We start from the raw sequence: 21,334 nt of genomic DNA on the forward strand, positions 1-21,334 counted from the left end.
GCGGCGGCGGGTCTCAGGACCGGCTGTCGCCCAGCCCCCGGAAGAATGCCGTGGGATAGCGCACATCAAACCGCTCACCGCCCAGCCCGGGCTGGAAGGGCAGCAGCATCAGATTGTTGCGCGGATAGGCGGTGGACAGACGCGACGCACCTTTCACCGAGAAGCCGAAACGCTCGTAATAGGAGGGATCGCCCAGCACGAGGATCGCGGGTACGTGGCGCTGGCGCAGCATGTCGATCCCCTCGCGCACGAGGGCCGCGCCCACACCCTGTCTCCGCTTGTCCGAACGCACCGTCAGCGGGGCCAGCGCGATCCAGCCCTCGGGCGTAATGAGACGCGGAAAGGCGATATGACCGATCACATGGCCCTTCTCGATCGCGACCAGTTCAAGCTCCATCGCGGACTCGTCGCGCAGCGCCTGCAACAGGCGCGACTCGCCCGGCCCCTCGAAGCTCGTATCCACCAGAATCGACACCGCACGGTGGTCGTCGGCCCGGATTGGCCGGTATTCGATCGGAGGCGGCGCATTGATGTTCATCGCCTCACTCTGCGCGGGATTTGGCCGAGAGGCCAAGCCTTTTTCCGGCCCTGTTGCCGTTTCCGCGACAATTTCAGTCGCGCCCCGCAGAGGCGCAGAGCCGCAAACGCAAAAAGGGGACCCGAAGGCCCCCTCTCGCATCTCGTTGTGAGCCGGGTGGCTTACATCATGCCGCCCATGCCGCCCATGTCGGGCATGCCGCCGCCGGCTGCTGCGCCTTCCTTGGCGGGCAGGTCGGCAACCATGGCCTCGGTGGTGATCAGCAGACCCGCGATGGAGGCTGCGTCTTCCAGAGCGGTCCGCACAACCTTGGCCGGGTCGATCACACCGAAGGCAAACAGGTCGCCATACTCTTCGGTCTGAGCGTTGAAGCCAAAGGCGGTGTCGTCGCTTTCGCGGACCTTGCCGGCCACGACAGCGCCGTCCACACCGGCGTTTTCGGCGATCTGGCGCAGGGGCGCTTCGATGGCCTTCTTGACGATCGCGATGCCTGCGTCTTGGTCGGAGTTCGCACCGGACAGACCGTCAAGCGCCTTGGCCGCCTGCACGAGGGCCACGCCACCGCCGACGACAACGCCTTCTTGCACAGCTGCGCGGGTCGCGTTCAGAGCATCGTCCACACGGTCCTTGCGCTCTTTCACTTCGACCTCGGTCATGCCGCCAACGCGGATGACAGCCACACCACCGGCGAGCTTGGCCACACGTTCCTGCAGCTTCTCACGGTCGTAGTCGGACGTGGTCTCTTCGATCTGGTTACGGATCTGAGCGACGCGCGCTTCGATCTCGGCCTTGGCGCCTGCACCGTCGACGATGGTGGTCTCGTCCTTGGTAATGGAGACGCGCTTGGCGGTGCCCAGCATGTCGATGGTCACGTTCTCGAGCTTCATGCCCAGATCTTCGGAGATCACCTGGCCGCCGGTCAGGATCGCGATGTCCTGCAGCATGGCCTTGCGGCGATCACCGAAACCCGGTGCCTTGACGGCTGCGATCTTCAGACCGCCGCGCAGCTTGTTGACCACGAGGGTCGCCAGCGCTTCGCCTTCCACATCCTCAGCAATGATGAGGAGCGGCTTGCCGGACTGGATCACCGACTCGAGGAGCGGCACCATCGGCTGCAGCGACGAGAGCTTCTTCTCGTGCAGCAGGATGATCGCGTCTTCCAGCTCGGTGGTCATCTTGTCGGGGTTGGTCACGAAGTAGGGGCTCAGGTAGCCACGGTCGAACTGCATGCCTTCGACAACATCGGTCTCGGTCTCGAGGCCCTTGTTCTCTTCGACGGTGATGACACCCTCGTTGCCGACCTTCTGCATCGCGTCGGCGATCTGGTTGCCGATCTCGGCTTCGCCATTGGCGGAGATGGTGCCGACCTGCGCAACCTCGGCGCTGTCTGCAACTTCGCGGGACGCGGCCTTGATGGACTCGACGATCTTGGTGGTCGCCATGTCGACGCCGCGCTTGAGGTCCATCGGGTTCATGCCAGCGGCAACCGACTTCATGCCTTCCTTGACGATGGCCTGAGCCAGCACGGTGGCGGTGGTGGTGCCGTCGCCAGCTTCGTCATTGGTGCGGGAAGCAACTTCCTTCACCATCTGCGCGCCCATGTTCTCGAACTTGTCTTCCAGCTCGATCTCTTTGGCGACAGACACACCGTCCTTGGTGATGCGCGGCGCGCCGAAGGACTTGTCCAGAACCACGTTGCGGCCTTTCGGGCCGAGGGTCACCTTCACAGCGTCGGCGAGAATGTTCACGCCTTTGAGCATGCGGTTGCGGGCGTCGGTATCAAACTTGACGTCTTTAGCAGCCATTGTTTTCGCTCCTATAGAATTTCGTTGAGGGGGTCAGCGGCGGCTCAGGAAATGATCCCGAGGATGTCGCTTTCCTTCATGATCAGCAGGTCTTTGCCGTCGACGGACACCTCGGTGCCGGACCACTTGCCGAACAGGATCTTGTCGCCTTCCTTGACGTCCATGGCGATCCGGTCGCCATCTTCGTCCTTGGCGCCTGCGCCCACGGCCACAACCAAGCCCTCGGCCGGCTTTTCCTTGGCGCTGTCGGGGATGATCAGCCCGCCTGCGGTTTTCTCTTCGCTCTCAACGCGCTCGACCAGTACACGGTCGTGTAGCGGAGTGAATGCCATATCTGAGGCTCCTTCGCTCAGTGTTTCTCCCTGGCCCTTTCGGGCCGTTAGCACTCATCTGTGGCGAGTGCTAACGCAGCGTAGGTAGAGATGGCTCACGGGGGTGTCAACGGGAATCAGGGGAAAAAATGACGCCGGGAAACCGACAGACAAGCACAAGGCACGCGCACCTCGCGGGGGAGGCCGCGTGCCGTTGGTCTCGCCGTATGTGAGGATCGCACCCGGCACAATCAAGGCCGGCCCCCGCAGGGATGTTTACGACTGACGCGTCAGCCCGCCGGTTCCTGACGGCGCCAGACGGGCCAGCTCAGCAGGATCGCGCTGCCCGAGATAAGGGTCATGAGCGTGCCGGGGAAAAAATGCACGAAGCCCGGCAGATCCATGAAGAAGAAATACCCCAGATCCGCCAACCCGCCGATCAGGGCCGTCACCCAAAGTGCCGTCTGGTTGCCACGCCAGATCAGGAGGCCGCCAATCACCGTCGCCACGCCGAACCAGCCAAGGTTCCAGCCATGCTGGTTCAGGATCCCCCCGACCGCCGGATGGTACTCTGCCTGCAAAAGCTCAGGCGCAACCGCGTCCGCGACAGCCTGAAAACCGCCGCTGGCGTCACTGCCCAGCACGATCCCTCCGGCGAGGGCATGTACCGCCCCCCAGATGACCCAGAGCACGGCAATGATCTTTGGCAGGGGCAGATTGGCAGCAGTCATGGGGACCTCATTCGGAACTGGCGCGGCATATTAGTGGACAATGTCTACCTTTATTGAAGCAGTGGACAATGTCAACTAAGCAAAGTCATGGCTGATACAGACCTTGCCCTGTCCGTGGATCGCTTCATGCGCCGGATCCACAGCGCCCTGCAGGCGCGGGCCGCCGAATTCGACACCGAAAATGTGGGGCCCGCCGGGGGCATGTTGCTGCTGACACTGGCGGAGATGGGCCAGCCCGAGATCCACGAGCTGACCGCGCGCTTTGCCCGGGACAAATCGCAGATGACCCGCGTCATCGGGATGCTGGAGACCAAGGGCCTCGTGACCAAGCGCCCCTCCCAGCGCGATCAGCGCGCCAGCGTGGTTCTGCTGACGCCCAAGGGTCACAGGGTCGTCGCAGAACTGAGCACCGCGCTGGCCGAGGCGATCGAAACCCTTGTCGCACCGCTAAACACCGATGAGCGGCAGGTGCTCAAGACGTTGATGGCGCGGATCGCCTGAGCGCCGCGCCATCCACTAAAGACAAAGGCCGCAGCGTCATCGCATACGCCGCGGCCTCTCCCCCCTCCCCCGTCGCCGAATTACCAGCTGTTATAACCGAGGAACTTGCCCGACATCTCGACCTTGACCCGGTCGCCCTTGGGATGCTCGACCCGTGTCACGGACATGTCGAAATCGATGGCGGACATGATGCCGTCGCCAAATTTCTCCTGGATGATCGCCTTGAGCGTGGGGCCGTAGACACCGACGATCTCGTAAAAGCGGTAGATGCAGGGATCGGTCGGCACGGCCTGTTCCCAGATCTTGGTCGGGCTTTCGGCGAGCACGCTGGCCGCCTCCTGCGGCAGGCCCATCACCGAGACCATGGCTTCGGCCTTGTCTGCCGGAAACGCGTTCATTCCCATGGCCGCCGAATGGGTCCAGATCGGAGACATGTCGATCTTCGCGGCGATCTCCTCCCAGGTCAGTCCGGCCTGCTTCTTGGCCGACAGGATCATCGCGGTGACGTCTTCCTTGGTCATCATTTCCGACATTGAAACGGTATCCTTCATGGTGGTCTTCCTATCTCTGGGCCCGGATCACAGGCCGAGCTCTGTCAGGCCCGGATGGTCGTCAGGGCGCGGCCCGGGCGCGGGCCAGTGAAACAGCCGATCCGCCTCAGCGATCGGCACGTCGTTGATCGAAGCGTGGCGCACAGCCATGTAGCCATGGGCGTCGAACTGCCAGTTCTCGTTGCCATGGGCGCGGAACCACTGGCCGGTCTCGTCATGCCATTCGTAGCAAAAGCGCACGGCGATCCGGTCCGCGCTGTGGCACCAGATCTCCTTGATCAGGCGGTAGCCGTTCTCGGTCTGCCATTTCCGGGTCAAAAAGGCCTCGACCTCGGCCCGGCCATTGAGAAATTCCGACCGGTTGCGCCAGCGCGTGTCCGGCGTATAGGCCAGCGCGACCTTGGCCGGGTCACGCCCGTTCCAGGCATTCTCGGCCATGCGGACCTTCTTGACCGCGTCCTCGTAGGAAAACGGCGGCACGGGCGGGCGCGGAGCGTCCTGGGTCATCAGCCCCTCCTCTCAGTTCGGGACCGCCCGCAGTCGGGGCTCTTCATCGGCGGGTTCCGCCGCCGTCTCGGTGGTGTCGATGCGCACCGGCGTCGGCATCTGCAAGCCGCGTGTCGCGGGCTGCCCGGCAAGCTTGGCCGAGCGCTGCCCGAGGAACTGCACCAGATGGTTGCGGATCGCGTAGTAATTCGGATGCTCGACAATCTCGGTGCGCTTGCGCGGACGCGGGATCGTGATCTCGACGCTTTCGGCGACCTGGGCCATGGGCCCATTGGTCATCAGCAGGATCCGGTCCGCGAGCAGAATGGCCTCGTCGATATCATGGGTGATCATGAAGACCGTCTGGTCCGTATCGCTCCAGACCTTGATCAGCTCGTCCTGGATCGTGCCCCGTGTCAGGGCGTCCAACGCTCCGAAGGGCTCGTCGAGCAACAGCAGCTTGGGCTCATTGGCAAAAGCACGTGCGATGGACACCCGCTGGCGCATGCCCCCCGACAGCTGGCTCGGCTTGCGGTGGATCGCATCGCCGGTCAGGCCGACCTTTTCCAGGAACTTGATCGAGTGGTCGATCACCTGCGGCTTGGACCAGTCCGGAAACCGGGCGCTGACCCCGAAGGTGACGTTCTTGAGCGCCGAGAGCCAAGGCAGAAGCGAGTAGTTCTGGAACACCACGCCGCGGTCGAGGGAGGGGCCGCGCACGACCGCCCCATCCATTTTCACCACCCCGCTGGTCGGCTCGGCGAGCCCCGCGAGGATGTTCATGATCGTCGACTTGCCGCAGCCGGAATGGCCGAGGATGCAGACGAACTCCCCCTTCTCGATCCCGAAACTGGCATTTTCGAAGACCGAAAAGGTCCCGCCATTGCCGTCCGGATAGGTCTGGGTCAGCTGCTCGATGCTGAGAAATGCATGTGCCATGGTCTGCCTCGTTATTCTGAATACGCGACGACGCGCTGGAGCATGCCGAACACCGCGTCCAGCAGCATGCCGACAATGCCGATCATGAGGATCGAGAAGATCACCGAGGTCAGGTCGAGATTGTTCCACTCGTTCCAGACGTAGTAGCCAATCCCTGTGCCCCCCACGAGCATCTCGGCGGCCACGATCACCAGCCAAGCGATCCCGATAGAGATGCGCATGCCGGTCACGATGGTCGGCGCGGCGGCAGGCAGGATCACCGTGAAGGCGGTCTTGAGCGCGCCCAACTCATGGGTCCGGGCCACATTGACCCAATCCTCGCGCACCCCGGCCACGCCGAAGGCGGTGTTGATCAGCATTGGCCAGATCGAGCAGATGAAGATCACGAAGATCGCACTTGCCTCACTGTCCTGAATGATGAAGAGCGCCAGCGGCATCCAGGCGAGCGGCGAAATCGGGCGCAGCACCTGAATGAACGGGTTGAGCGCCTTGTAGGCCACCGACGACATCCCGATGAGAAAGCCCAGCGGGATCGCCACCATCGCGGCGAGGAAATAGCCGCTCAGCACCCGGTAAATCGAATACCCGATCTGGATGCCGATCCCCTTGTCATTGGGCCCGGCATCGTAAAACGGGTTCGAGAGCTGCTCCCACGCCTTTTCCAGAACCTGACTGGGGGGCGGCACGCCCGCCTTGGGCTGCCCCCCGCCGGTGAGGAGCTCATACTCGGTGAGCTCCCCGACCGCTTTCGGCGCCGGGATCGACATCTCCCAGATCAGGCACCCCACCACCAGAAGCAGGATGGACAGGATGGCCGCCTTGCGGTTGTCCGACAGGGTGCCCATCAGTCCGCCTTGATCGCGAAGCTGTCCACATAGGCCTCGGGCTCGGCCGGATCGAAGGTCTTGCCCATGATCGTGTGGGACTTGTAGGTGATGTCCGGCGCGTCGTAGCCGAGGTCTTCCATGACCTTCTTGGCGTCGGCGGCAAGATAGACCTGCTCGGCCACGCCCCTGTAGTCCACATCGCCCTCGATATAGCCCCAGCGCTTCATCTGGGTCAGGATCCAGACGCCCATGGAATGCCATGGGAAGGGGTCGAAATCGATCCGGTCGGGGACGCGTTTCACCTCGCCCAGACCATCGGCATAGGTCCCGGTCAGAACCTGCTGGATCACGGTCACCGGCTGGTTGAGGTAGTTAGTCGGCGCAATGGCCTCCGAGATCTCGACCCGGTTGTCAGGGTTGGATGCGTATTGCGTGGCGTCGATGATCGACTTGAGCAACGCGCCATAGGTGTTCGGCAGCTCCTCGGCAAAGGACAGCGGCGCGGCAAAGGCGCAGCAGGGATGCCCCTCCCAGATCTCCTTGGTGAGGATATGGATGAAGCCGATGCCCTCGAAGACCGCGCGCTGGTTGAACGGATCCGGCGAGAGGTAGCCGTCGAGGTTCCCGGCGCGCAGGTTGGCCACCATCTCGGGCGGCGGCACCACGCGGATCTGGATGTCCACATCAGGGTCCAGACCGAATTCGGCCACGTAGTAGCGCAGCAGGAAGTTGTGCATCGAGTATTCGAAAGGCACGCCAAAGGTGAACCCTTTCCACTGGGACGGGTCGCGCTTGTCCATATGCTCGTTGGACAGAACGATGGCCTGGCCGTTGATGTTCTCGACCGCGGGCATGATGTAGGGCTCGGCCACCGACCCCGCGCCGAGGGTCATGGCCAGCGGCATCGGCGTCAGCATATGGCTCGCGTCATACTCGCCCGACAGGGACTTGTCGCGCGCCACGGCCCAGCCGGCGGTCTTGATGACCTGCGCGTTCAGCCCGTAGCGCTCATAGAACCCTAGCGGCTGCGCCATGATGATCGGCGTGGCACAGGTGATCGGCACGAAGCCGATATTCAGGTCGGTCTTCTCGGGCGGCCCGAGATCGTCGAGGATCGCAGCCTTGGCCTTGTCCAGCGGGAACACCGAGGCCAGCGCGGCGGCGGCCGTTGTCCCGCCGACCATCCCCATGAAGGACCGGCGACTGACATCGCTCTGGCCGAAGACCGAGCGGACGATCGCGTTTTCGACCGCGCTTTCAAGCATCTCTTCGCTGGACATGGAGGCCACGTGCTCGGACGCCGTGGCCGAGCAGGTATGGCAGGTGCACCCCTGACCATGGCGCAGATCGCTGTCTTTCGAGAATGGATTGCCTAGGCTTTTCACAGTCATGCCGACCCTCACTGATCATGTTTGATCCAAGCCTGTCACAGGGCCCACCCCCTGCGTAGACGGGTTCGCGCAGTGACCAAAAATCGCAAAGCTCTGAATTTGATGGCTATTTATTAAGCAGCTCTCACGAAATTTCGTAATTTACGACGGTTCGTATCTGGCCGCCCCAAACGCGCGCCCCAACTCTCGGGTCATGGACGGCGATTCTGACTTCTTCATCTCCCTGCATGACCACCCCTTTCCGGCGGCGGTGCTCGATGTCCGCCTGCAACGGCTGACGGCGGCCAATGCCGGGGCGGATGCCCTGTTCGGGACCGAGCTGGCGCGGGCCGGGCTGGACCCCTTCCTGAACTCCCCCGGGACCGAGTTCGCGGTCTTTCTGGAGGCGGTCGAGCATTTCGGCGCCTATATCGGGACGGCCCTCTCCTTCGTGAATGCGGCGGGCGACGCGCTGCGGCTGCAGCTCCATGGCAGCGCGCTCAGCAATCGCCAGATCCTGCTCAGCTTTCTCGATCTCGACGCCCAGGCCCGGCGCAACGAGCGTGCCGAGCTCGAGGCCCAGCACCGCGCGGGGCTGACCCAATGGCAGAATATCTATGGGTTTTTCCGCGAGATCGAGGCCCAGAACCAGCTGATCCTCGATGCGGCGGGCGAAGGGATCTACGGCATCGATGCCGAGGGGCGCGCGACCTTTGTGAACCGCGCCGCTCAGGACATGCTGGGCTGGCAGGCCAAGGACCTGATCGGCAAGGAGCTGCATTCGATCATCCATCACCACCACCTGAACGGAGAGCATTTCCCGGCCCATACCTGCCCGATCTACGATTCCTTCCGCCGCGACCGGACCGTGCGGATCGAGGACGACGCCTTCTGGCGCAAGGACGGCAAGCCGATCTTCGTGGAATACGTCTCGACCCCGATCTACGATCATGGGGTGCTGGCGGGCGCGGTGGTGATCTTTCGCGACATCACCGAGCGCAAGGAAAACGAGGCGCGCCTGCGCACCGCCCTCGCGGAGGTCGAGACCCTGCGCGAACAGCTCGAGCAGGAGAATGACTACCTGTTGACCGAGATCCGCAATGTCCGCTCCCATGCGGGGATCGTGGGCGAAGCCCCCTCCACCAAGGCGCTGAACACGCAGATCGGTCTGGCCGCCGAGACCAAGGCCAACGCGCTGGTCAGCGGCCCGCCCGGCGCGGGCAAGTCCCTGACCGTCACCGCCATCCACGAGGCCAGCGACCGCGCCAAGCGCCCGTTGGTGCGGGTGAACTGCTCGGATGTGTCGGCCCGCGAGCTGGAGATCGACCTCTTCGGCATCCGGCGCGGCAGTGCGCGGGGTGTGACGCGCGACATCGTCGGCAAGCTCGCCCTCGCGAACCACGCAACGCTGCACCTGATCGAGGTGTCGGACATGCCCAAGGAGCTACAGGCCAAGCTGGTGACGGTCCTGACCGAGAAACGGGTGCGGCGGATCGGGGACAGCACAGATATCCCCGTGGATCTGGTGGTGATCGCCACCACCGCACGCGATCTGGCCGCCGAGGTGAAGGCCGGACGCTTCCGGCAGGACCTGTTCTTCGAGCTCAGCGTCTTTCCGATCACCTGCCCGCCCCTGCGCGACCGGCGCGAGGATATCCCCCATCTGGCCAAGCACTTTATCGACCGCGCGGTGAAACGGCTGCGGGTGCCGCCGGTGCGCCTGACCAAGGGCAATATCGATGCGCTTTTGGCCTATGACTGGCCCGGCAATGTCCGCGAGTTCGAAAGCGTGATCGAACGCTCGCTGATCCTCGCCCAGGGCGGCAAGCTGCGCTTTGACTTCGAGATCGGCGAGGCTCCGGCCTCGAATGGCGATGAGACCATCCTGACCGACGCGGACCTGCGCCGGATGGAGCGCGAGAACCTGGTGCGCTGCCTGCGCCGCGCCAAGGGCAAGGTGTCGGGTCTGGGGGGGGCCGCGCGCCTGCTCGATCTTGCACCGACCACGGTCTATTCGCGGATCAAGAGCCTCAAGATCGCGGATGAGGAGTGGCAGCAGGGCGGCTGAGCGGTCCTGCTAGCCGTCATCGGACGGCGCGCTTTCCCAGCTATAGGCCCAGTGGACCAGCCCCGCGCGCCCCGCCTCGGTGAGGCCATAGACCCCCTTCTCGACCTTCTCGAACCACGCATAATGGTTGTCCCGCATCAGGCGGGTCGCCCCGGCCACCCCGGTCGCCTTGGCGACATCCTGCCCGCGCGCGGGTCCCTGCTCGGCCAGATACGCGGCACAGCGCAGGGCGTCCTGCCGGTAGGCCGTGACAATCCCGTGGCGCGTGGCCCCGCCCGCATTCGGGTCGCCCTCCAGCCGCTGGAACTCCCGCAGCAGGCGCGCCTGCTTGGCCTTCACCTTGCGCGGAGCATAGGGCCCGGGATCGCACTGCACCTCGGCGCGCCCGTCCTCGCGCACGGTGATCAGCCCCAGCCCGAGGCGCCGACAGAGGCTCAGATTGTCCTTCAGACTGCGTTTCGCGGTCCGCCCCTTGGGTTTCGGCACGGCGATATAGACCGTCTCGCTCAGCCGCAGCCGCGCGACGGCCTGATGATAAAGGCTGAGGGAGAACCCGGTTTTCAGCTCGACCAGCACCGGCGGCTCGTCGCCCCGGATCGCGACCACGTCCACCGCGCCCACCTCGCCCTTGACCACATAGCCCTGCGCCTCCAGCAGGGTCTTGATCGGGGGGTAGAGCTCGGTCTCGCGCATAACCGCACCCTACCCGGCTGAGCGCCCGGCGCCACCCCGCCGCGCTGCATCGCGGCGTCCAAATGCCGCCCATTCGCCCCGGTGACACTGGGCGGGCACGCTTCTATAAGGCGCGCAAAGATCCTCCCACAGACGGAAACACGCCATGACGATCCAAGTATTCGGCCATAAATCCCCTGACACCGATTCCACCGGCTCGCCCCTGATCTGGGCCTGGTATCTCTCCGAGATCAAAGGCACCCCGGCCGAGGCCGTGCTGCTCGGCGCGCCCAATACCGAGGCCGCCTTCGTGGTGGACCGCTGGGGCTTTGAGACCCCCGCCATCATCGAGGATGTGGCCGAGGACGCGCCGGTTGTCATCGTGGACACCAACAACCCCGCCGAGCTGCCCGCCAGCATCAACAGCGCCGACATCCAGCAGATCATCGACCACCACAAGCTGGTTGGCGGGCTGGAAACCAAGGGTCCGATCGACATCACGATCCGCCCCGTGGCCTGCACCGCCACCATCATGTACGACCTGATGGGTGCGGACGCCGCCAAGATGCCCGAGAATATCAAGGGCGCGATGCTGTCCTGCATCATCTCGGACACGCTGGAATTCCGCTCGCCGACCACCACGGATCGCGACCGCGAAGTCGTCGCCGCCCTCGCCGGTGAGCTGGGGATCTCTGTGCCCGATTACGCCGCCGAGATGTTCGCCGCGAAATCCGATGTCTCGGCCTTCTCCGATGCCGAGCTGCTGCGGATGGATTCCAAGGAATACGCCGTCGAAGGCACCAAGTTCCGGGTCTCGGTTCTCGAGACCACCTCCCCCGCGACCGTGCTCGACCGCAAGGCGTCTCTGATCGAGAGCATGACCACCGTCGCCGCCGAGGACGGGGTCGATCAAGTGCTGCTCTTCGTGGTGGACATCCTGAACGAGGAATCCACGCTGCTGGTGCCCAATGATCTGGTCAAGACCGTCGCCGCCAAGAGCTTTGACGTCGAAGCCAGCGGCGACGCCGTGGTCCTGCCCGGCGTGGTCAGCCGCAAGAAGCAGATCATCCCGAACCTCAAGGTCTGATTACCGGCCCATATCGACGAACAAAGGGGACGCCGCGCGCGTCCCATTTTTGCTGTCCGGGTCCTAAAACGACGAAGGGCTGCCCTTTCGGACAGCCCTTGCCAAGAGGGTCATGCGCAGGTGTGTCAGGATTGCGCGCGACGCCGACGGAGTGCCGCGAGGCCTCCGAGACCAGCAGCCAGAAGCGGCAGACCAGCCGGCAGCGGGATCGGGGTGGCCCCAACCTCAAGTACCGACGGATCCCCGTTCGTGGCCACGTAAAGCAGGCCAAACTCGCCGCCGTCGAACCCGGCGACGGAGGTGGTGCGCACACCGTTCGGACCGTTGAAGCCGTCGACCAGCACGCCATCGTCGAAGATGTTCATGCCATCATCGTGGCGCACGTCGAAGTCATGGGCGCCAACGCCAGCCTTAGTGAAGTAGAAGAAGGTCGAGGTTGCCGAGCCAGCGCCGATATCGGGCTTGCTGAGCTGCAGATCGCCCACAGAGCTGTCCAGACCTGCGACGGAGCCACCAACACCCGTGTCGAGCCACATCTGGATCGTGGTGCTGTCGGTGCCGTCAAAAGTGCCGAAGCTGAGCTCACCGGTATAGGTGAAGGTGTCGGAGACCGACGCCACATTCGCCTGGGCTGCATTGAAGTTCGCCATGGTCGCCTGAGACTGAGCCGAGCTCAGGTTCTGCAGGTTCACGACCGTAACGTCGAAGGTGCCGCTCAGGGTGGCAGCGCTTGCCATGCTTCCCAGAACGACGGATGCCAGAGCGGCACCCAGAACACGTTTAATCATTACACTCATCCTGTAACTGGTTTTCCGTATAATTGGCCTAGCAATTGAATAGCGCTTAATTCAAATTAATTCCGTGACTATTTTCCATTAATATTAATGGGTTAACCATAGTTACAGTTTACCATTTTCCGGGTTTGCCGACAGGATCGGGAACGGTGCGGCCCGGAGCCCGGGACTGTCAACGGGATGCAGGGCAAGCCCGGCCTACACGGCCCAAAACCCGCGCAAACCGGACCGAAACGCGCAGGGCACGGCCTCCGGGACGGCCTTGCCCCTTGCGCCGCGCCACGATGACCGACACAAGTCCCGCAAAGCCTCGGACCCCGTGCGTCCCGCCCCATCGACCGATCAGGAGCTTCGCCCATGACCCGTATCGTGACCTCTCTCTCCGAGATATCGCATCAATATGACGCCCTGCTGGTGGACCTGTGGGGCTGTGTCCATAACGGGGTGACGGCCCATCCCGAGGCGGTGGCGGCACTGACCACGTATATGGAGGGCGGGGGCACGGTGCTCTTGCTGACGAACTCGCCCCGCCCCCGGGCCGGGGTGGAAAACCAGCTCGACAGTCTCGGGGTGCCGCCCAGCTGCTGGCACACCATCGCGACCTCCGGGGACAGTGCCCGGGCCGCGATGTTCCGCGGCGTCGTGGGCGAGAAGGTCTATTTCATCGGCGAGGATCACGACCAGCGCTTCTTTGACCCGATCAATGTGGTGAGCGACCCCGTGTCGATCCAGCAGGTGCCGCTGGCCGAGGCCGAGGGCATCGTCTGCACCGGCCCCTTCGACCCGATGGCGGACCCGGCCGAGAATCGCGCGGATTTCCTCTATGCCAAGCAAAAGGGGATGAAACTGCTCTGCGCGAATCCCGATATCGTCGTGGACCGGGGCGAACGGCGCGAATGGTGCGCGGGCGCCCTCGCCGCCCTCTATACCGAGATGGGGGGCGAGAGCCTCTATTTCGGCAAGCCGCACCCGCCGATCTATGACCTCGCCCGGGCGCGCCTGAGCGAGATGGGCAAGCATCCCTCGACGGACCGGCTCCTGGCGATCGGGGACGGGATCCATACGGATATCCAGGGGGCCCAGGGCGAAGACATCGATTCGCTCTTTATTACGGGGGGCTTGGCCGCGGCGGAAACCGGCACGACCGACCAGCCCGACCCTGCGAAACTGGACAGCTTTCTGGCCAAGGGACAGGTCACACCGACCTACGCCATCGGGAAACTTCGCTAGCGCGGGCGATCCGGGCGCGTAACAATGTTTCAACATATGCGCCCAGTTTGTCGCATTCTTTCTTTCGCGGTTGCAGAAAGGCTGCGTTTCGTCTATCCAGCGCCCAGCTAGACTGGAGTGAGAGATGTTGGACAACACCCCGCGCGGCACAATTTGTATCGAAGATATCGAGATCGGCATGTCCCGGTCTCTGCGCAAGATCATCTCGGATCGCGATATCGAGATGTTTGCCGAAGTCTCCACCGACCGGAATCCGGTGCATCTGGACGAAGAATACGCCCAGGACACCCGGTTCGAGGGTCGGATCGCCCATGGCATGCTGACCGCCAGCCTGATCTCGGCGGTGATCGGCGAGCAATTGCCCGGCCATGGCACGGTCTATCTCGGTCAGTCGCTGAAATTCATGGGCCCCGTGCGCCCGGGCGACATGGTCTTTGCAGAGGTCACCGTCACCGACATCAACTTCCCCAAGCGCCGGGTCTCGCTCGAGACCAAGTGCTTTGTGGATGACAAGGTCGTGCTCAAGGGCGACGCCCTGGTGATCGCGCCCAGCCGCAAGTTCGACTGACCCGTCGCCAGCGCTTGCGCGTCGTCGCGGCGCGGGCTACCTCAGGCCCATGATGAGGATCGTTCGAGACGCTGACTACGTGCTGCCAACCGATCGGGGCGCCTGCGCCGCGATCGGAAATTTCGATGGCGTGCATCTCGGACATCAAAGCGTGCTGGATCGCGCTCGGACCGAGGCTGCGGCCCTGTCGGCGCCGGTCGGCGTTCTGACATTCGAACCCCACCCGCGCGAGTTCTTTGCGCCCGACGCCCCGCCCTTTCGGCTGATGTCCGAGACGGCGCGCGCGCACCGGCTGGAAAAGCTCGGGGTGGATGTGCTCTATCAACTGCCCTTTGACGGCGATCTGGCCGGGCTGAGCGCCGAGCGGTTTGCCCGCGAGATCATCCATGACGCGCTGGGGCTCCGCCACGTGCTGGTGGGGTCCGATTTCTGCTTTGGCAAGGGGCGCGCGGGCACGGCCGAGATGCTCCGCGGCTTCGGGGCCGAGATGGGCTTCGGCGTCACGGTGGCCGAGCTTCTGCAGGATGCGGAAACCGTGGTCTCTTCGACCTCGATCCGCCGGGCGCTGTCCGAAGGACGGCCCGAGGACGCCGCGCGAATGCTCGGCCATTGGCACCGGATCGAGGGTCCGGTGATCCATGGCGAGAAACGGGGCCGGACCCTGGGCTATCCCACGGCGAACATGTCCATCGCCGGTCTGCACCCGCCGAAATTCGGCGTCTATGCGGTTCTGGTCAACGTGCTCGAAGGGCCCCATGAGGGACGGTATCACGGGGCGGCCTCCATGGGCGTGCGCCCGATGTTCGGCGAGAATGTCCCGAACCTCGAAACCTTCCTGTTCGACTTCAAGGGCGACCTCTATGACACGCCCCTCTCGGTGGCGCTGGTCTCGTTCCTGCGCCCGGAAGAGAACTTCGACGGGCTCGACGCGCTGATCACCCAGATGGATGCCGATTGTGCCCTCGCGCGCGAGATCCTCGCCCGGGCCGAGGCCGCCGCGTGAGCCGCCGCAAGGGGCGCAAGGGTCCGCCGACCCGCCTGCGCCGCCGCTTTTGGGAGACGGTTCCGCTCACCGAGATGAGCCAGGCCGAATGGGAGGCGCTCTGCGACGGGTGCGGCAAGTGCTGCCTGCTGAAGCTTGAGGACGCGGACACCGCGGAGGTGGCCTTCACCCGGGTCAGCTGCCGGTTGCTCGACACCGAAAGCTGCCGCTGCGGTCAATATGAGCTGCGCAAGCAGTTCGTGCCCGATTGCGTCGTGCTGACGCCGGAAACCATCGACACGGTCGCCTATTGGATGCCCGCAACCTGCGCCTACAAGCTGCTTTATGACGGCAAGCCGCTCTACCCTTGGCATCCGCTGATCTCGGGCCGGGCAGAGAGCGTTCATGAGGCCGGAATCTCGGTCGCGGGCTGGGCGATCCCGGAATTCGAGGTCGCCGAGGAAGAGCTCGAAGATTACCTGATCGAGCCCGAGGGCGAATAGCTTTCCGCCGTCAGGAAGCGCTCCAGCAGGGGCGCGATCTCGGCGGCATGGGTCAAAGGCAGCATATGTCCCGCCCCTTGGATCACATGCGCGGTCGCCTTTGGCAGCGATGCGGCCAGCCCCGCCTGTATCGCCGGGATGATCGCGGGCGACTGCGCCCCGGAGAGCAGCAGGGCCGGGCACCGGACCTGTCCCAGTCGCGGCACAAGACCGAACTGATCCGCGAGCATCGTCCGGTTCGAGCGCGGGATCATCGGGATCCGTGCGATCGCGTCGGCCTGCTGCGCCGGGCTCAGCCGCGACCAGGGCGCCCCGCCCCAGCGCGCAAGAAAGAGCGCCGCAGCACACGCCCAGTCTTCGGCGGCAAAGGCCGCGGTTTCGGCGGCACACTCCACTTCGAACGCCCGCAGGGCCTCCGGGTTCGACAGGCGCGCGGCGGCAAAGAGTACAGGCTCCGCCAGCACCAGCCGCCGCACCCGTGCCGGCGCCTCCAGCGCGAGGCGCAAGGCGACCGTGGCGCCGTAACTGTGCCCGACCAGATCCACCGGCCAGTCAAACCGTGCAAGAAGCGCCTGCGCGACCTCCAGAACATGGCTGTGGTCATCGCGTGCGGGATCCCACGGCCCCGAGCGGCCATGGCCCGGCATGTCGAAAGTCACGCAGCACCGGCCCGGCAGGTGAGAGATCAGAGGCTGCCAGCCCCGCGCCGAGCCGAGCGCGCAGTGCAGAAAGAGCGTGACCGGCCCGTCCCCCGTCACGCTCCAGGAGATTTCGGTCCCCGCAAGGGTCTCCTGCGGCACTAGAGGGTGCCGTCGAGATGCGCCTCCAGATCATCGAGCCGGTCCTGCCCCCAGAACCGCTGATCATCCTCGGTGATGAAGAAGGGCGCGCCGAAGACACCCCGGCTCACGGCTTCTTCGAGGTTGTTGGCATAGGTCTCCGCCCCGCTCAGGAGCCCGCTATCGGCGAGGCTCGGATCGAAGCCTGCCGCCGACAGACATTCCTTGATCACCGCGTCCTCGGCCACGTCTTTCTCCCCCGCCCAGCAGGCGGCGGTGATGCCGTTGACGAGCTTGCCCAGATCGCCCCCGCCAGCGGCCTGCGCCGCGATAATCGCATAGGAGCTCGGGGCCGGATTGGTGGGCCAGTGAGCCGGCTTGATGTTGAGCGGCAGCCCGGTCTTCTTGGCCTGACGCGCCAGTTCCTGCAGGCGGTATTCTTGCCGCGAGGGGTGCCGATCCCTGGGCGGTGTGCCCCCAGTTCGGCCGAACAACGCCATGATATCCAAGGGTTTGTAGACGATGGTCAGACCGTGCTTGGCCGCGATCTCTTCGACGCGGCCCCCGGTGAGATAGGTAAAGGGTGAGATTGTTGCGAAATAGTAGTCCAGCTGTGCCATTGATGCCCCCCGCAGCCTTGTCGGCGCCCGGATGGGGCGCTTGCCTAGGCAAGACCGTATGGCAGTGGTAAGCGGTGTCAACTCCACCACGAGGTGAGTCCCCCGGCAACAGGCCCGCAAAGGATCAAAGACCCGATGCCCGCACAAATCTCCCCGAAAATCATCTCCGGCAATGCCAATGTCCCCTTGGCGAAAGCCATCTCGCGCCGCATGTCCGCCTATCGCGGCATGGCGGTGGGTCTGGTCGACACCCGCGTGGAGCGGTTCAACGATGGCGAGATCTTCGTCGAGGTGTTCGAGAATGTGCGCGGCGAGGATATGTTCATCATCCAGTCCACGTCGAACCCGGCCAATGACAACCTGATGGAGCTTTTGATCATCTCCGACGCGCTGCGCCGCTCCTCGGCGAGCCGGATCACCGCGATCATCCCCTATTTCGGCTATGCCCGGCAGGACCGCCGCACCAAGGCGCGTACACCGATCACCGCCAAGCTGGTCGCGAACATGATGGTCGAAGCCGGGGTCGAGCGGATCCTGACCATGGATCTGCACGCGGCCCAGATCCAGGGCTTCTTCGACATCCCCGTGGACAACCTCTATGCCGCGCCGATCTTTGCGCTGGATGTGCTGCACCACTTCGCGGGCAAGCTCGAGAACGTCACCGTGGTCTCGCCCGATGTGGGCGGTGTGGCCCGCGCCCGCGAACTCGCCCAGCGGATCGGCTGTGGGCTGGCCATTGTGGACAAGCGCCGCTCGCAGCCGGGCGTCGTGGAAGAGATGACCGTGATCGGCGAGGTCGAGGGCAAGACCTGCATCATCGTGGACGACATCTGCGACACGGCCGGAACACTCTGCAAAGCGGCGGACCTGCTGATGAGCGAGGGCGCGACCGAGGTCCATTCCTACATCACCCATGGTGTGCTCTCGGGCCCGGCGGTGGACCGGATCACCAAATCCTCGATGAAGAGCCTCGTGATCACTGACTCGATTGCCGCCACCGAGCCCGTTAAGGCCGCCCACAACATCCGGATCGTGCCCACAGCCCCGGTATTCGCGCAGGCAATCCTGAACATCTGGAACGGGACAAGCGTGTCATCTCTTTTCGACACCGACACGCTGACACCGATCTATGAGGGCATGTACGCCAACGCGAGTTGAGCCCTGTGTGACGCGCCGGTGCAGCTATGGCCTCGGCGTCTACTCTGTACCGCGCGCGTTCATAAAACGATCGGCATGCTCCGCGTAGCGGGGCAAATGCCCGAAGTCGAGACGCATCGAGCCGGCCATCGACCAGGAGTTCGCATGCTCCTCCTTGAGCTCGATCTTCAGGGTCACGGTCCCAAATCCGTCGCAGGTCGCGGTCAGGTTCATGCCAAGTTCGAGCGGTCCCCACACCACCTCCCCCGTCCAGGGCGTCTCGAAGGCTGCGAGCTTCTGAAAGAAGTCAACGAAACTCCTGTCGGGGAGGTGGCAGTACAGGCTTACTCTCTTGACCGCCTTGAGCCCCGGTTGTTCGACCGTGACGTGAAACGCGTCTTTTGATCTGCCCCAAAACGTAAGGGAAGACGGCGGGTCCGACCCATTCAAGACGAAGATTGACTGCAAGGTCACGCCTCCTTTGCGCTCGGCGATCACAGACTGAGATCAATCGACCTGCCACTGGTCATCGGAGATCAGCTCGCCAATTGCGAGCCACGTCGCGTGGAGACGAGCGACCCGGCTATCGCCCCAAGTTCGGAACACGAGGTCGAACCCCTGCGCAGTGACGGCGTCGGCCTGCAGATCCGCGCGTTGGTTGGCACCGTGATCCATATCCCAGAGCGCCAGCCCCACATGGACCACCGGCACCGCGCTGAACGGGCCCGAGAAGGTCACGGAACGGCGCACCTCGCGCTGCCCTTCGCCGGTCCACATCTCGCCGCCATCCTCGAAATCGGAAAACAGGGAGACGTAGCCTTGATCGACACCGATCAGGTGAGTGCGGAGTTTCTTCATGTCGGTGCTTTGCAGGGGACCATTGCCGCTGTTTTAGGCAGAGGGAGGCAAAGAGGCAAAGAAAAAGCCCCGCCGAAGCGGGGCCCTGTATTCTTTGCAGTGTTCTTCAGGTACCGGGCTGGGCGCGCAGGCCTCAGACCATATCCTCGAGCAGGCGCACGAAATCGGACACGACCTTTTCGGCCACGTCCTTGTGCTCTCCCTCGGCCTCGGCGGCCTTGGCACGCGCAGCTTCGAGATGCTCTTCAATGGCGGCGCGGGACTCCGCGCCGGCGGGATAGGCCCGCTCGGCCAGCACGGTCGTGCCGGTCGGGCTGATCTCGGCAAAGCCACCGGTCACCACATAGGCCGACGTCCCCTCGGGGCCGTTGACCTGCAGCAGGCCGGGGCGCAGCGTCGTGATGGTCGGCGCATGATCGGCCATGGCCGTCATATCGCCGTCCGCCCCGGGCAGCTGCACCTCGGTCACCTCAAGCGACGCAAGGCGCCGCTCGGGGGACACGAGGTCGAATTGCAGGGTGTTTGCCATGATGACCCCTTACGCCGCGTCTGCGGCCATGCGCTCGGCTTTGGCGATCACCTCGTCAATGCCGCCCACCATGTAGAAGGCACCTTCCGGCAGGTGGTCGTACTCGCCCGCCACAACGGCCTTGAAGGACGCGATGGTGTCTTCGAGCGGCACCTGCACCCCGTCGGAGCCGGTGAACACTTTCGCCACGTCGAAGGGCTGCGAAAGGAAACGCTGGATTTTCCGGGCGCGGGCCACGGTCAGCTTGTCCTCTTCGGACAGTTCGTCCATCCCGAGAATGGCGATGATGTCCTGCAGCGACTTGTAGCGCTGAAGGATCCCCTGAACCTCACGGGCCACGCCGTAATGCTCTTCGCCGACGATGGCCGGGTCCATGAGACGCGAGGTGGAGTCGAGCGGGTCCACAGCCGGGTAGATCCCAAGTTCGGAGATCGCACGCGACAGAACGGTCGTGGCGTCGAGGTGGGCAAAGGACGTGGCCGGCGCGGGGTCGGTCAGGTCGTCCGCAGGCACGTAGACGGCCTGCACCGAGGTGATCGAGCCGGACTTCGTGGAGGTAATCCGTTCCTGCATGGCGCCCATATCGGTGGCCAGTGTCGGCTGGTAGCCCACAGCGGAAGGAATACGGCCCAGAAGCGCCGACACCTCGGACCCCGCCTGCGTAAAGCGGAAGATGTTGTCCACGAAGAACAGAACGTCGGTCCCGGACTGGTCGCGGAACTGCTCGGCCAGGGTCAGACCGGTCAGAGCCACACGCATCCGGGCTCCCGGAGGCTCGTTCATCTGACCGTAAACCAGGGCCACCTGGCTCTTGGACAGGTCATCGGGGTTGATGACTTTGGATTCGATCATCTCGTGGTAGAGGTCGTTGCCCTCACGGGTCCGTTCCCCCACGCCCGCGAACACCGAGAAACCCGAGTGCACTTTGGCGATGTTGTTGATCAGTTCCATGATGAGAACCGTCTTGCCCACGCCGGCACCGCCGAAGAGGCCAATCTTGCCGCCCTTGGCATAAGGTGCGAGCAGGTCGATCACCTTGATGCCCGTGGCGAGCACGGCGCTCTCAGTGGACTGCTCGTTGAACTCAGGCGCGTCCGCGTGGATCGAGCGGGTCTCGGTCGCTTCGACCGGGCCACCTTCGTCCACGGGCTCACCCACAACGTTCAGGATCCGGCCGAGGGTCGCGTTGCCCACGGGGATCGTGATCGGGCCGCCCGTGTCCTCAACCGCCTGCCCGCGTACGAGGCCTTCGGTTGCGTCCATGGCGATCGCGCGCACGGTGTTTTCGCCGAGGTGCTGGGCCACTTCGAGGACCAGCCGCTTTCCGTTATTGTCCGTCGTCAGAGAGTTCAGGATTTCCGGCAGGGCATCCTCGAACTGCACGTCGACAACGGCGCCGATCACCTGAGTGATTTTGCCTTTAGCATTTGCCATTTGATGTCTCCGGT

General features: G+C 64.1%; 25 protein-coding genes. 8 read left to right on the forward strand and 17 right to left on the reverse strand.

Annotation, left to right across the window (positions count from 1 at the left end):
• Positions 1 to 13: 13 nt before the first annotated feature.
• From ACP150_RS03520 to ACP150_RS03535, 4 genes are all read right to left on the reverse strand, one after another.
• Positions 14 to 538 (reverse strand): GNAT family N-acetyltransferase, encoded by a 525-nt coding sequence (locus tag ACP150_RS03520; RefSeq protein ID WP_424965159.1) that lies wholly within the window; start codon positions 536 to 538, stop codon positions 14 to 16.
• Positions 539 to 699: 161 nt separating this feature from the next.
• On the reverse strand, positions 700 to 2,343 hold the full coding sequence (gene groL, locus ACP150_RS03525; RefSeq protein ID WP_424965160.1) for a chaperonin GroEL: 1,644 nt from the start codon (positions 2,341 to 2,343) through the stop codon (positions 700 to 702).
• Positions 2,344 to 2,387: 44 nt separating this feature from the next.
• Positions 2,388 to 2,675 (reverse strand): co-chaperone GroES, encoded by a 288-nt coding sequence (gene groES / locus ACP150_RS03530; RefSeq protein WP_424965161.1) that lies wholly within the window; start codon positions 2,673 to 2,675, stop codon positions 2,388 to 2,390.
• A gap of 269 nt (positions 2,676 to 2,944) precedes the next feature.
• Positions 2,945 to 3,385, reverse strand: a complete 441-nt coding sequence (locus ACP150_RS03535; protein ID WP_424965162.1) for a hypothetical protein — start codon at positions 3,383 to 3,385, stop codon at positions 2,945 to 2,947.
• Between the two features lie 87 nt (positions 3,386 to 3,472).
• Between ACP150_RS03535 and ACP150_RS03540 the strand changes: the two genes are divergently transcribed.
• On the forward strand, positions 3,473 to 3,886 hold the full coding sequence (locus tag ACP150_RS03540; protein ID WP_424965163.1) for a MarR family winged helix-turn-helix transcriptional regulator: 414 nt from the start codon (positions 3,473 to 3,475) through the stop codon (positions 3,884 to 3,886).
• An 80-nt stretch (positions 3,887 to 3,966) separates the two neighbouring features.
• On the opposite strand, the gene cynS is transcribed toward ACP150_RS03540, so the two are convergent.
• The 5 genes from cynS to ACP150_RS03565 are packed head-to-tail and all read right to left on the reverse strand — an operon-like array spanning position 3,967 to position 8,080.
• Positions 3,967 to 4,437 carry a cyanase gene (gene cynS, locus ACP150_RS03545; RefSeq protein WP_424965164.1) on the reverse strand — a complete coding sequence of 157 codons (471 nt, stop codon included), beginning with the start codon at positions 4,435 to 4,437 and terminating at the stop codon, positions 3,967 to 3,969.
• Positions 4,438 to 4,464: 27 nt separating this feature from the next.
• Positions 4,465 to 4,944: a DUF1348 family protein gene (locus ACP150_RS03550; RefSeq protein WP_424965165.1), complete on the reverse strand. Its 480-nt coding sequence runs from the start codon at positions 4,942 to 4,944 to the stop codon at positions 4,465 to 4,467.
• Between the two features lie 12 nt (positions 4,945 to 4,956).
• Positions 4,957 to 5,862, reverse strand: a complete 906-nt coding sequence (locus ACP150_RS03555) for an ABC transporter ATP-binding protein (RefSeq protein WP_424965166.1) — start codon at positions 5,860 to 5,862, stop codon at positions 4,957 to 4,959.
• Positions 5,863 to 5,873: 11 nt separating this feature from the next.
• Positions 5,874 to 6,707, reverse strand: a complete 834-nt coding sequence (ntrB, locus tag ACP150_RS03560) for a nitrate ABC transporter permease (protein ID WP_424965167.1) — start codon at positions 6,705 to 6,707, stop codon at positions 5,874 to 5,876.
• Positions 6,707 to 8,080: a CmpA/NrtA family ABC transporter substrate-binding protein gene (locus ACP150_RS03565; RefSeq protein WP_424965168.1), complete on the reverse strand. Its 1,374-nt coding sequence runs from the start codon at positions 8,078 to 8,080 to the stop codon at positions 6,707 to 6,709. The genes ntrB and ACP150_RS03565 overlap by 1 nt, the downstream gene beginning before the upstream one ends.
• A gap of 193 nt (positions 8,081 to 8,273) precedes the next feature.
• Between ACP150_RS03565 and ACP150_RS03570 the strand changes: the two genes are divergently transcribed.
• Positions 8,274 to 10,127, forward strand: a complete 1,854-nt coding sequence (locus ACP150_RS03570) for a sigma-54 interaction domain-containing protein (protein WP_424965169.1) — start codon at positions 8,274 to 8,276, stop codon at positions 10,125 to 10,127.
• Between the two features lie 9 nt (positions 10,128 to 10,136).
• On the opposite strand, the gene ACP150_RS03575 is transcribed toward ACP150_RS03570, so the two are convergent.
• Complete coding sequence (locus tag ACP150_RS03575; RefSeq protein ID WP_424965170.1) at positions 10,137 to 10,820, reverse strand: DUF2161 domain-containing phosphodiesterase; 684 nt, start codon at positions 10,818 to 10,820, stop codon at positions 10,137 to 10,139.
• A gap of 145 nt (positions 10,821 to 10,965) precedes the next feature.
• Between ACP150_RS03575 and ACP150_RS03580 the strand changes: the two genes are divergently transcribed.
• Positions 10,966 to 11,886 carry a manganese-dependent inorganic pyrophosphatase gene (locus tag ACP150_RS03580; protein WP_424965171.1) on the forward strand — a complete coding sequence of 307 codons (921 nt, stop codon included), beginning with the start codon at positions 10,966 to 10,968 and terminating at the stop codon, positions 11,884 to 11,886.
• A gap of 125 nt (positions 11,887 to 12,011) precedes the next feature.
• Here the strand turns inward: ACP150_RS03580 and ACP150_RS03585 are convergent, their stop codons facing one another.
• Positions 12,012 to 12,683, reverse strand: a complete 672-nt coding sequence (locus tag ACP150_RS03585) for a VPLPA-CTERM sorting domain-containing protein (RefSeq protein ID WP_424965172.1) — start codon at positions 12,681 to 12,683, stop codon at positions 12,012 to 12,014.
• Between the two features lie 354 nt (positions 12,684 to 13,037).
• Here ACP150_RS03585 and ACP150_RS03590 point away from each other — a divergent pair, with 354 nt between their 5' ends.
• From ACP150_RS03590 to ACP150_RS03605, 4 genes are all read left to right on the forward strand, one after another.
• Entirely contained in the window at positions 13,038 to 13,910 is an 873-nt protein-coding gene (locus ACP150_RS03590; RefSeq protein WP_424965173.1) for a TIGR01459 family HAD-type hydrolase, read from the forward strand.
• 124 nt (positions 13,911 to 14,034) lie between these two features.
• On the forward strand, positions 14,035 to 14,478 hold the full coding sequence (locus tag ACP150_RS03595; protein ID WP_424965174.1) for a MaoC family dehydratase: 444 nt from the start codon (positions 14,035 to 14,037) through the stop codon (positions 14,476 to 14,478).
• Positions 14,479 to 14,530: 52 nt separating this feature from the next.
• Positions 14,531 to 15,481: a bifunctional riboflavin kinase/FAD synthetase gene (locus tag ACP150_RS03600; protein WP_424965423.1), complete on the forward strand. Its 951-nt coding sequence runs from the start codon at positions 14,531 to 14,533 to the stop codon at positions 15,479 to 15,481.
• A 74-nt stretch (positions 15,482 to 15,555) separates the two neighbouring features.
• Positions 15,556 to 15,963: a YcgN family cysteine cluster protein gene (locus ACP150_RS03605; protein ID WP_424965424.1), complete on the forward strand. Its 408-nt coding sequence runs from the start codon at positions 15,556 to 15,558 to the stop codon at positions 15,961 to 15,963.
• Here the strand turns inward: ACP150_RS03605 and ACP150_RS03610 are convergent.
• Positions 15,936 to 16,763 carry an alpha/beta fold hydrolase gene (locus ACP150_RS03610; protein WP_424965175.1) on the reverse strand — a complete coding sequence of 276 codons (828 nt, stop codon included), beginning with the start codon at positions 16,761 to 16,763 and terminating at the stop codon, positions 15,936 to 15,938. The two genes, ACP150_RS03605 and ACP150_RS03610, sit on opposite strands and share 28 nt — an antisense overlap.
• Entirely contained in the window at positions 16,763 to 17,362 is a 600-nt protein-coding gene (locus ACP150_RS03615) for a 2-hydroxychromene-2-carboxylate isomerase (RefSeq protein WP_424965176.1), read from the reverse strand. Before ACP150_RS03615 ends, ACP150_RS03610 begins: the two co-directional genes overlap by 1 nt.
• Positions 17,363 to 17,497: 135 nt before the next feature.
• Between ACP150_RS03615 and ACP150_RS03620 the strand changes: the two genes are divergently transcribed.
• Positions 17,498 to 18,520, forward strand: coding sequence for a ribose-phosphate pyrophosphokinase (locus ACP150_RS03620; RefSeq protein WP_424965177.1), 1,023 nt, complete (start codon positions 17,498 to 17,500; stop codon positions 18,518 to 18,520).
• A 39-nt stretch (positions 18,521 to 18,559) separates the two neighbouring features.
• On the opposite strand, the gene ACP150_RS03625 is transcribed toward ACP150_RS03620, so the two are convergent.
• From ACP150_RS03625 to atpD, 4 genes are all read right to left on the reverse strand, one after another.
• The gene (locus ACP150_RS03625) at positions 18,560 to 18,967 is read right to left on the reverse strand and encodes a DUF6228 family protein (RefSeq protein ID WP_424965178.1); all 408 of its coding nucleotides are present in this window, start codon (positions 18,965 to 18,967) and stop codon (positions 18,560 to 18,562) included.
• A 39-nt stretch (positions 18,968 to 19,006) separates the two neighbouring features.
• A complete protein-coding gene (locus tag ACP150_RS03630; RefSeq protein ID WP_424965179.1) occupies positions 19,007 to 19,357 on the reverse strand; it encodes an H-type lectin domain-containing protein in 351 nt (116 codons plus the stop codon).
• 133 nt (positions 19,358 to 19,490) lie between these two features.
• A complete protein-coding gene (locus ACP150_RS03635) occupies positions 19,491 to 19,886 on the reverse strand; it encodes a F0F1 ATP synthase subunit epsilon (RefSeq protein ID WP_424965180.1) in 396 nt (131 codons plus the stop codon).
• 9 nt (positions 19,887 to 19,895) lie between these two features.
• Positions 19,896 to 21,320 (reverse strand): F0F1 ATP synthase subunit beta, encoded by a 1,425-nt coding sequence (atpD, locus tag ACP150_RS03640; protein WP_424965181.1) that lies wholly within the window; start codon positions 21,318 to 21,320, stop codon positions 19,896 to 19,898.
• Positions 21,321 to 21,334: the final 14 nt, after the last annotated feature.

Source organism: Dinoroseobacter sp. S375 (assembly GCF_049800775.1).
Taxonomy (GTDB): domain Bacteria; phylum Pseudomonadota; class Alphaproteobacteria; order Rhodobacterales; family Rhodobacteraceae; genus Dinoroseobacter.

What these genes read in the sequence shown, in the direction of transcription:
- ACP150_RS03615 (WP_424965176.1), bottom strand. Translation starts at nt 17,362, where the DNA reads ATGGCACAGCTGGACTACTATTTCGCAACAATCTCACCCTTTACCTAT.
- ACP150_RS03600 (WP_424965423.1), top strand. Translation starts at nt 14,531, where the DNA reads ATGAGGATCGTTCGAGACGCTGACTACGTGCTGCCAACCGATCGGGGC.
- ACP150_RS03585 (WP_424965172.1), bottom strand. Translation starts at nt 12,683, where the DNA reads ATGAGTGTAATGATTAAACGTGTTCTGGGTGCCGCTCTGGCATCCGTC.
- ACP150_RS03590 (WP_424965173.1), top strand. Translation starts at nt 13,038, where the DNA reads ATGACCCGTATCGTGACCTCTCTCTCCGAGATATCGCATCAATATGAC.
- ACP150_RS03565 (WP_424965168.1), bottom strand. Translation starts at nt 8,080, where the DNA reads ATGACTGTGAAAAGCCTAGGCAATCCATTCTCGAAAGACAGCGATCTG.
- ACP150_RS03555 (WP_424965166.1), bottom strand. Translation starts at nt 5,862, where the DNA reads ATGGCACATGCATTTCTCAGCATCGAGCAGCTGACCCAGACCTATCCG.
- ntrB (WP_424965167.1), bottom strand. Translation starts at nt 6,707, where the DNA reads ATGGGCACCCTGTCGGACAACCGCAAGGCGGCCATCCTGTCCATCCTG.
- cynS (WP_424965164.1), bottom strand. Translation starts at nt 4,437, where the DNA reads ATGAAGGATACCGTTTCAATGTCGGAAATGATGACCAAGGAAGACGTC.
- ACP150_RS03580 (WP_424965171.1), top strand. Translation starts at nt 10,966, where the DNA reads ATGACGATCCAAGTATTCGGCCATAAATCCCCTGACACCGATTCCACC.
- ACP150_RS03540 (WP_424965163.1), top strand. Translation starts at nt 3,473, where the DNA reads ATGGCTGATACAGACCTTGCCCTGTCCGTGGATCGCTTCATGCGCCGG.
- ACP150_RS03520 (WP_424965159.1), bottom strand. Translation starts at nt 538, where the DNA reads ATGAACATCAATGCGCCGCCTCCGATCGAATACCGGCCAATCCGGGCC.
- ACP150_RS03630 (WP_424965179.1), bottom strand. Translation starts at nt 19,357, where the DNA reads ATGAAGAAACTCCGCACTCACCTGATCGGTGTCGATCAAGGCTACGTC.
- groES (WP_424965161.1), bottom strand. Translation starts at nt 2,675, where the DNA reads ATGGCATTCACTCCGCTACACGACCGTGTACTGGTCGAGCGCGTTGAG.
- ACP150_RS03605 (WP_424965424.1), top strand. Translation starts at nt 15,556, where the DNA reads ATGAGCCAGGCCGAATGGGAGGCGCTCTGCGACGGGTGCGGCAAGTGC.
- ACP150_RS03570 (WP_424965169.1), top strand. Translation starts at nt 8,274, where the DNA reads ATGGACGGCGATTCTGACTTCTTCATCTCCCTGCATGACCACCCCTTT.
- ACP150_RS03595 (WP_424965174.1), top strand. Translation starts at nt 14,035, where the DNA reads ATGTTGGACAACACCCCGCGCGGCACAATTTGTATCGAAGATATCGAG.
- ACP150_RS03575 (WP_424965170.1), bottom strand. Translation starts at nt 10,820, where the DNA reads ATGCGCGAGACCGAGCTCTACCCCCCGATCAAGACCCTGCTGGAGGCG.
- ACP150_RS03535 (WP_424965162.1), bottom strand. Translation starts at nt 3,385, where the DNA reads ATGACTGCTGCCAATCTGCCCCTGCCAAAGATCATTGCCGTGCTCTGG.
- atpD (WP_424965181.1), bottom strand. Translation starts at nt 21,320, where the DNA reads ATGGCAAATGCTAAAGGCAAAATCACTCAGGTGATCGGCGCCGTTGTC.
- ACP150_RS03620 (WP_424965177.1), top strand. Translation starts at nt 17,498, where the DNA reads ATGCCCGCACAAATCTCCCCGAAAATCATCTCCGGCAATGCCAATGTC.
- ACP150_RS03550 (WP_424965165.1), bottom strand. Translation starts at nt 4,944, where the DNA reads ATGACCCAGGACGCTCCGCGCCCGCCCGTGCCGCCGTTTTCCTACGAG.
- groL (WP_424965160.1), bottom strand. Translation starts at nt 2,343, where the DNA reads ATGGCTGCTAAAGACGTCAAGTTTGATACCGACGCCCGCAACCGCATG.
- ACP150_RS03635 (WP_424965180.1), bottom strand. Translation starts at nt 19,886, where the DNA reads ATGGCAAACACCCTGCAATTCGACCTCGTGTCCCCCGAGCGGCGCCTT.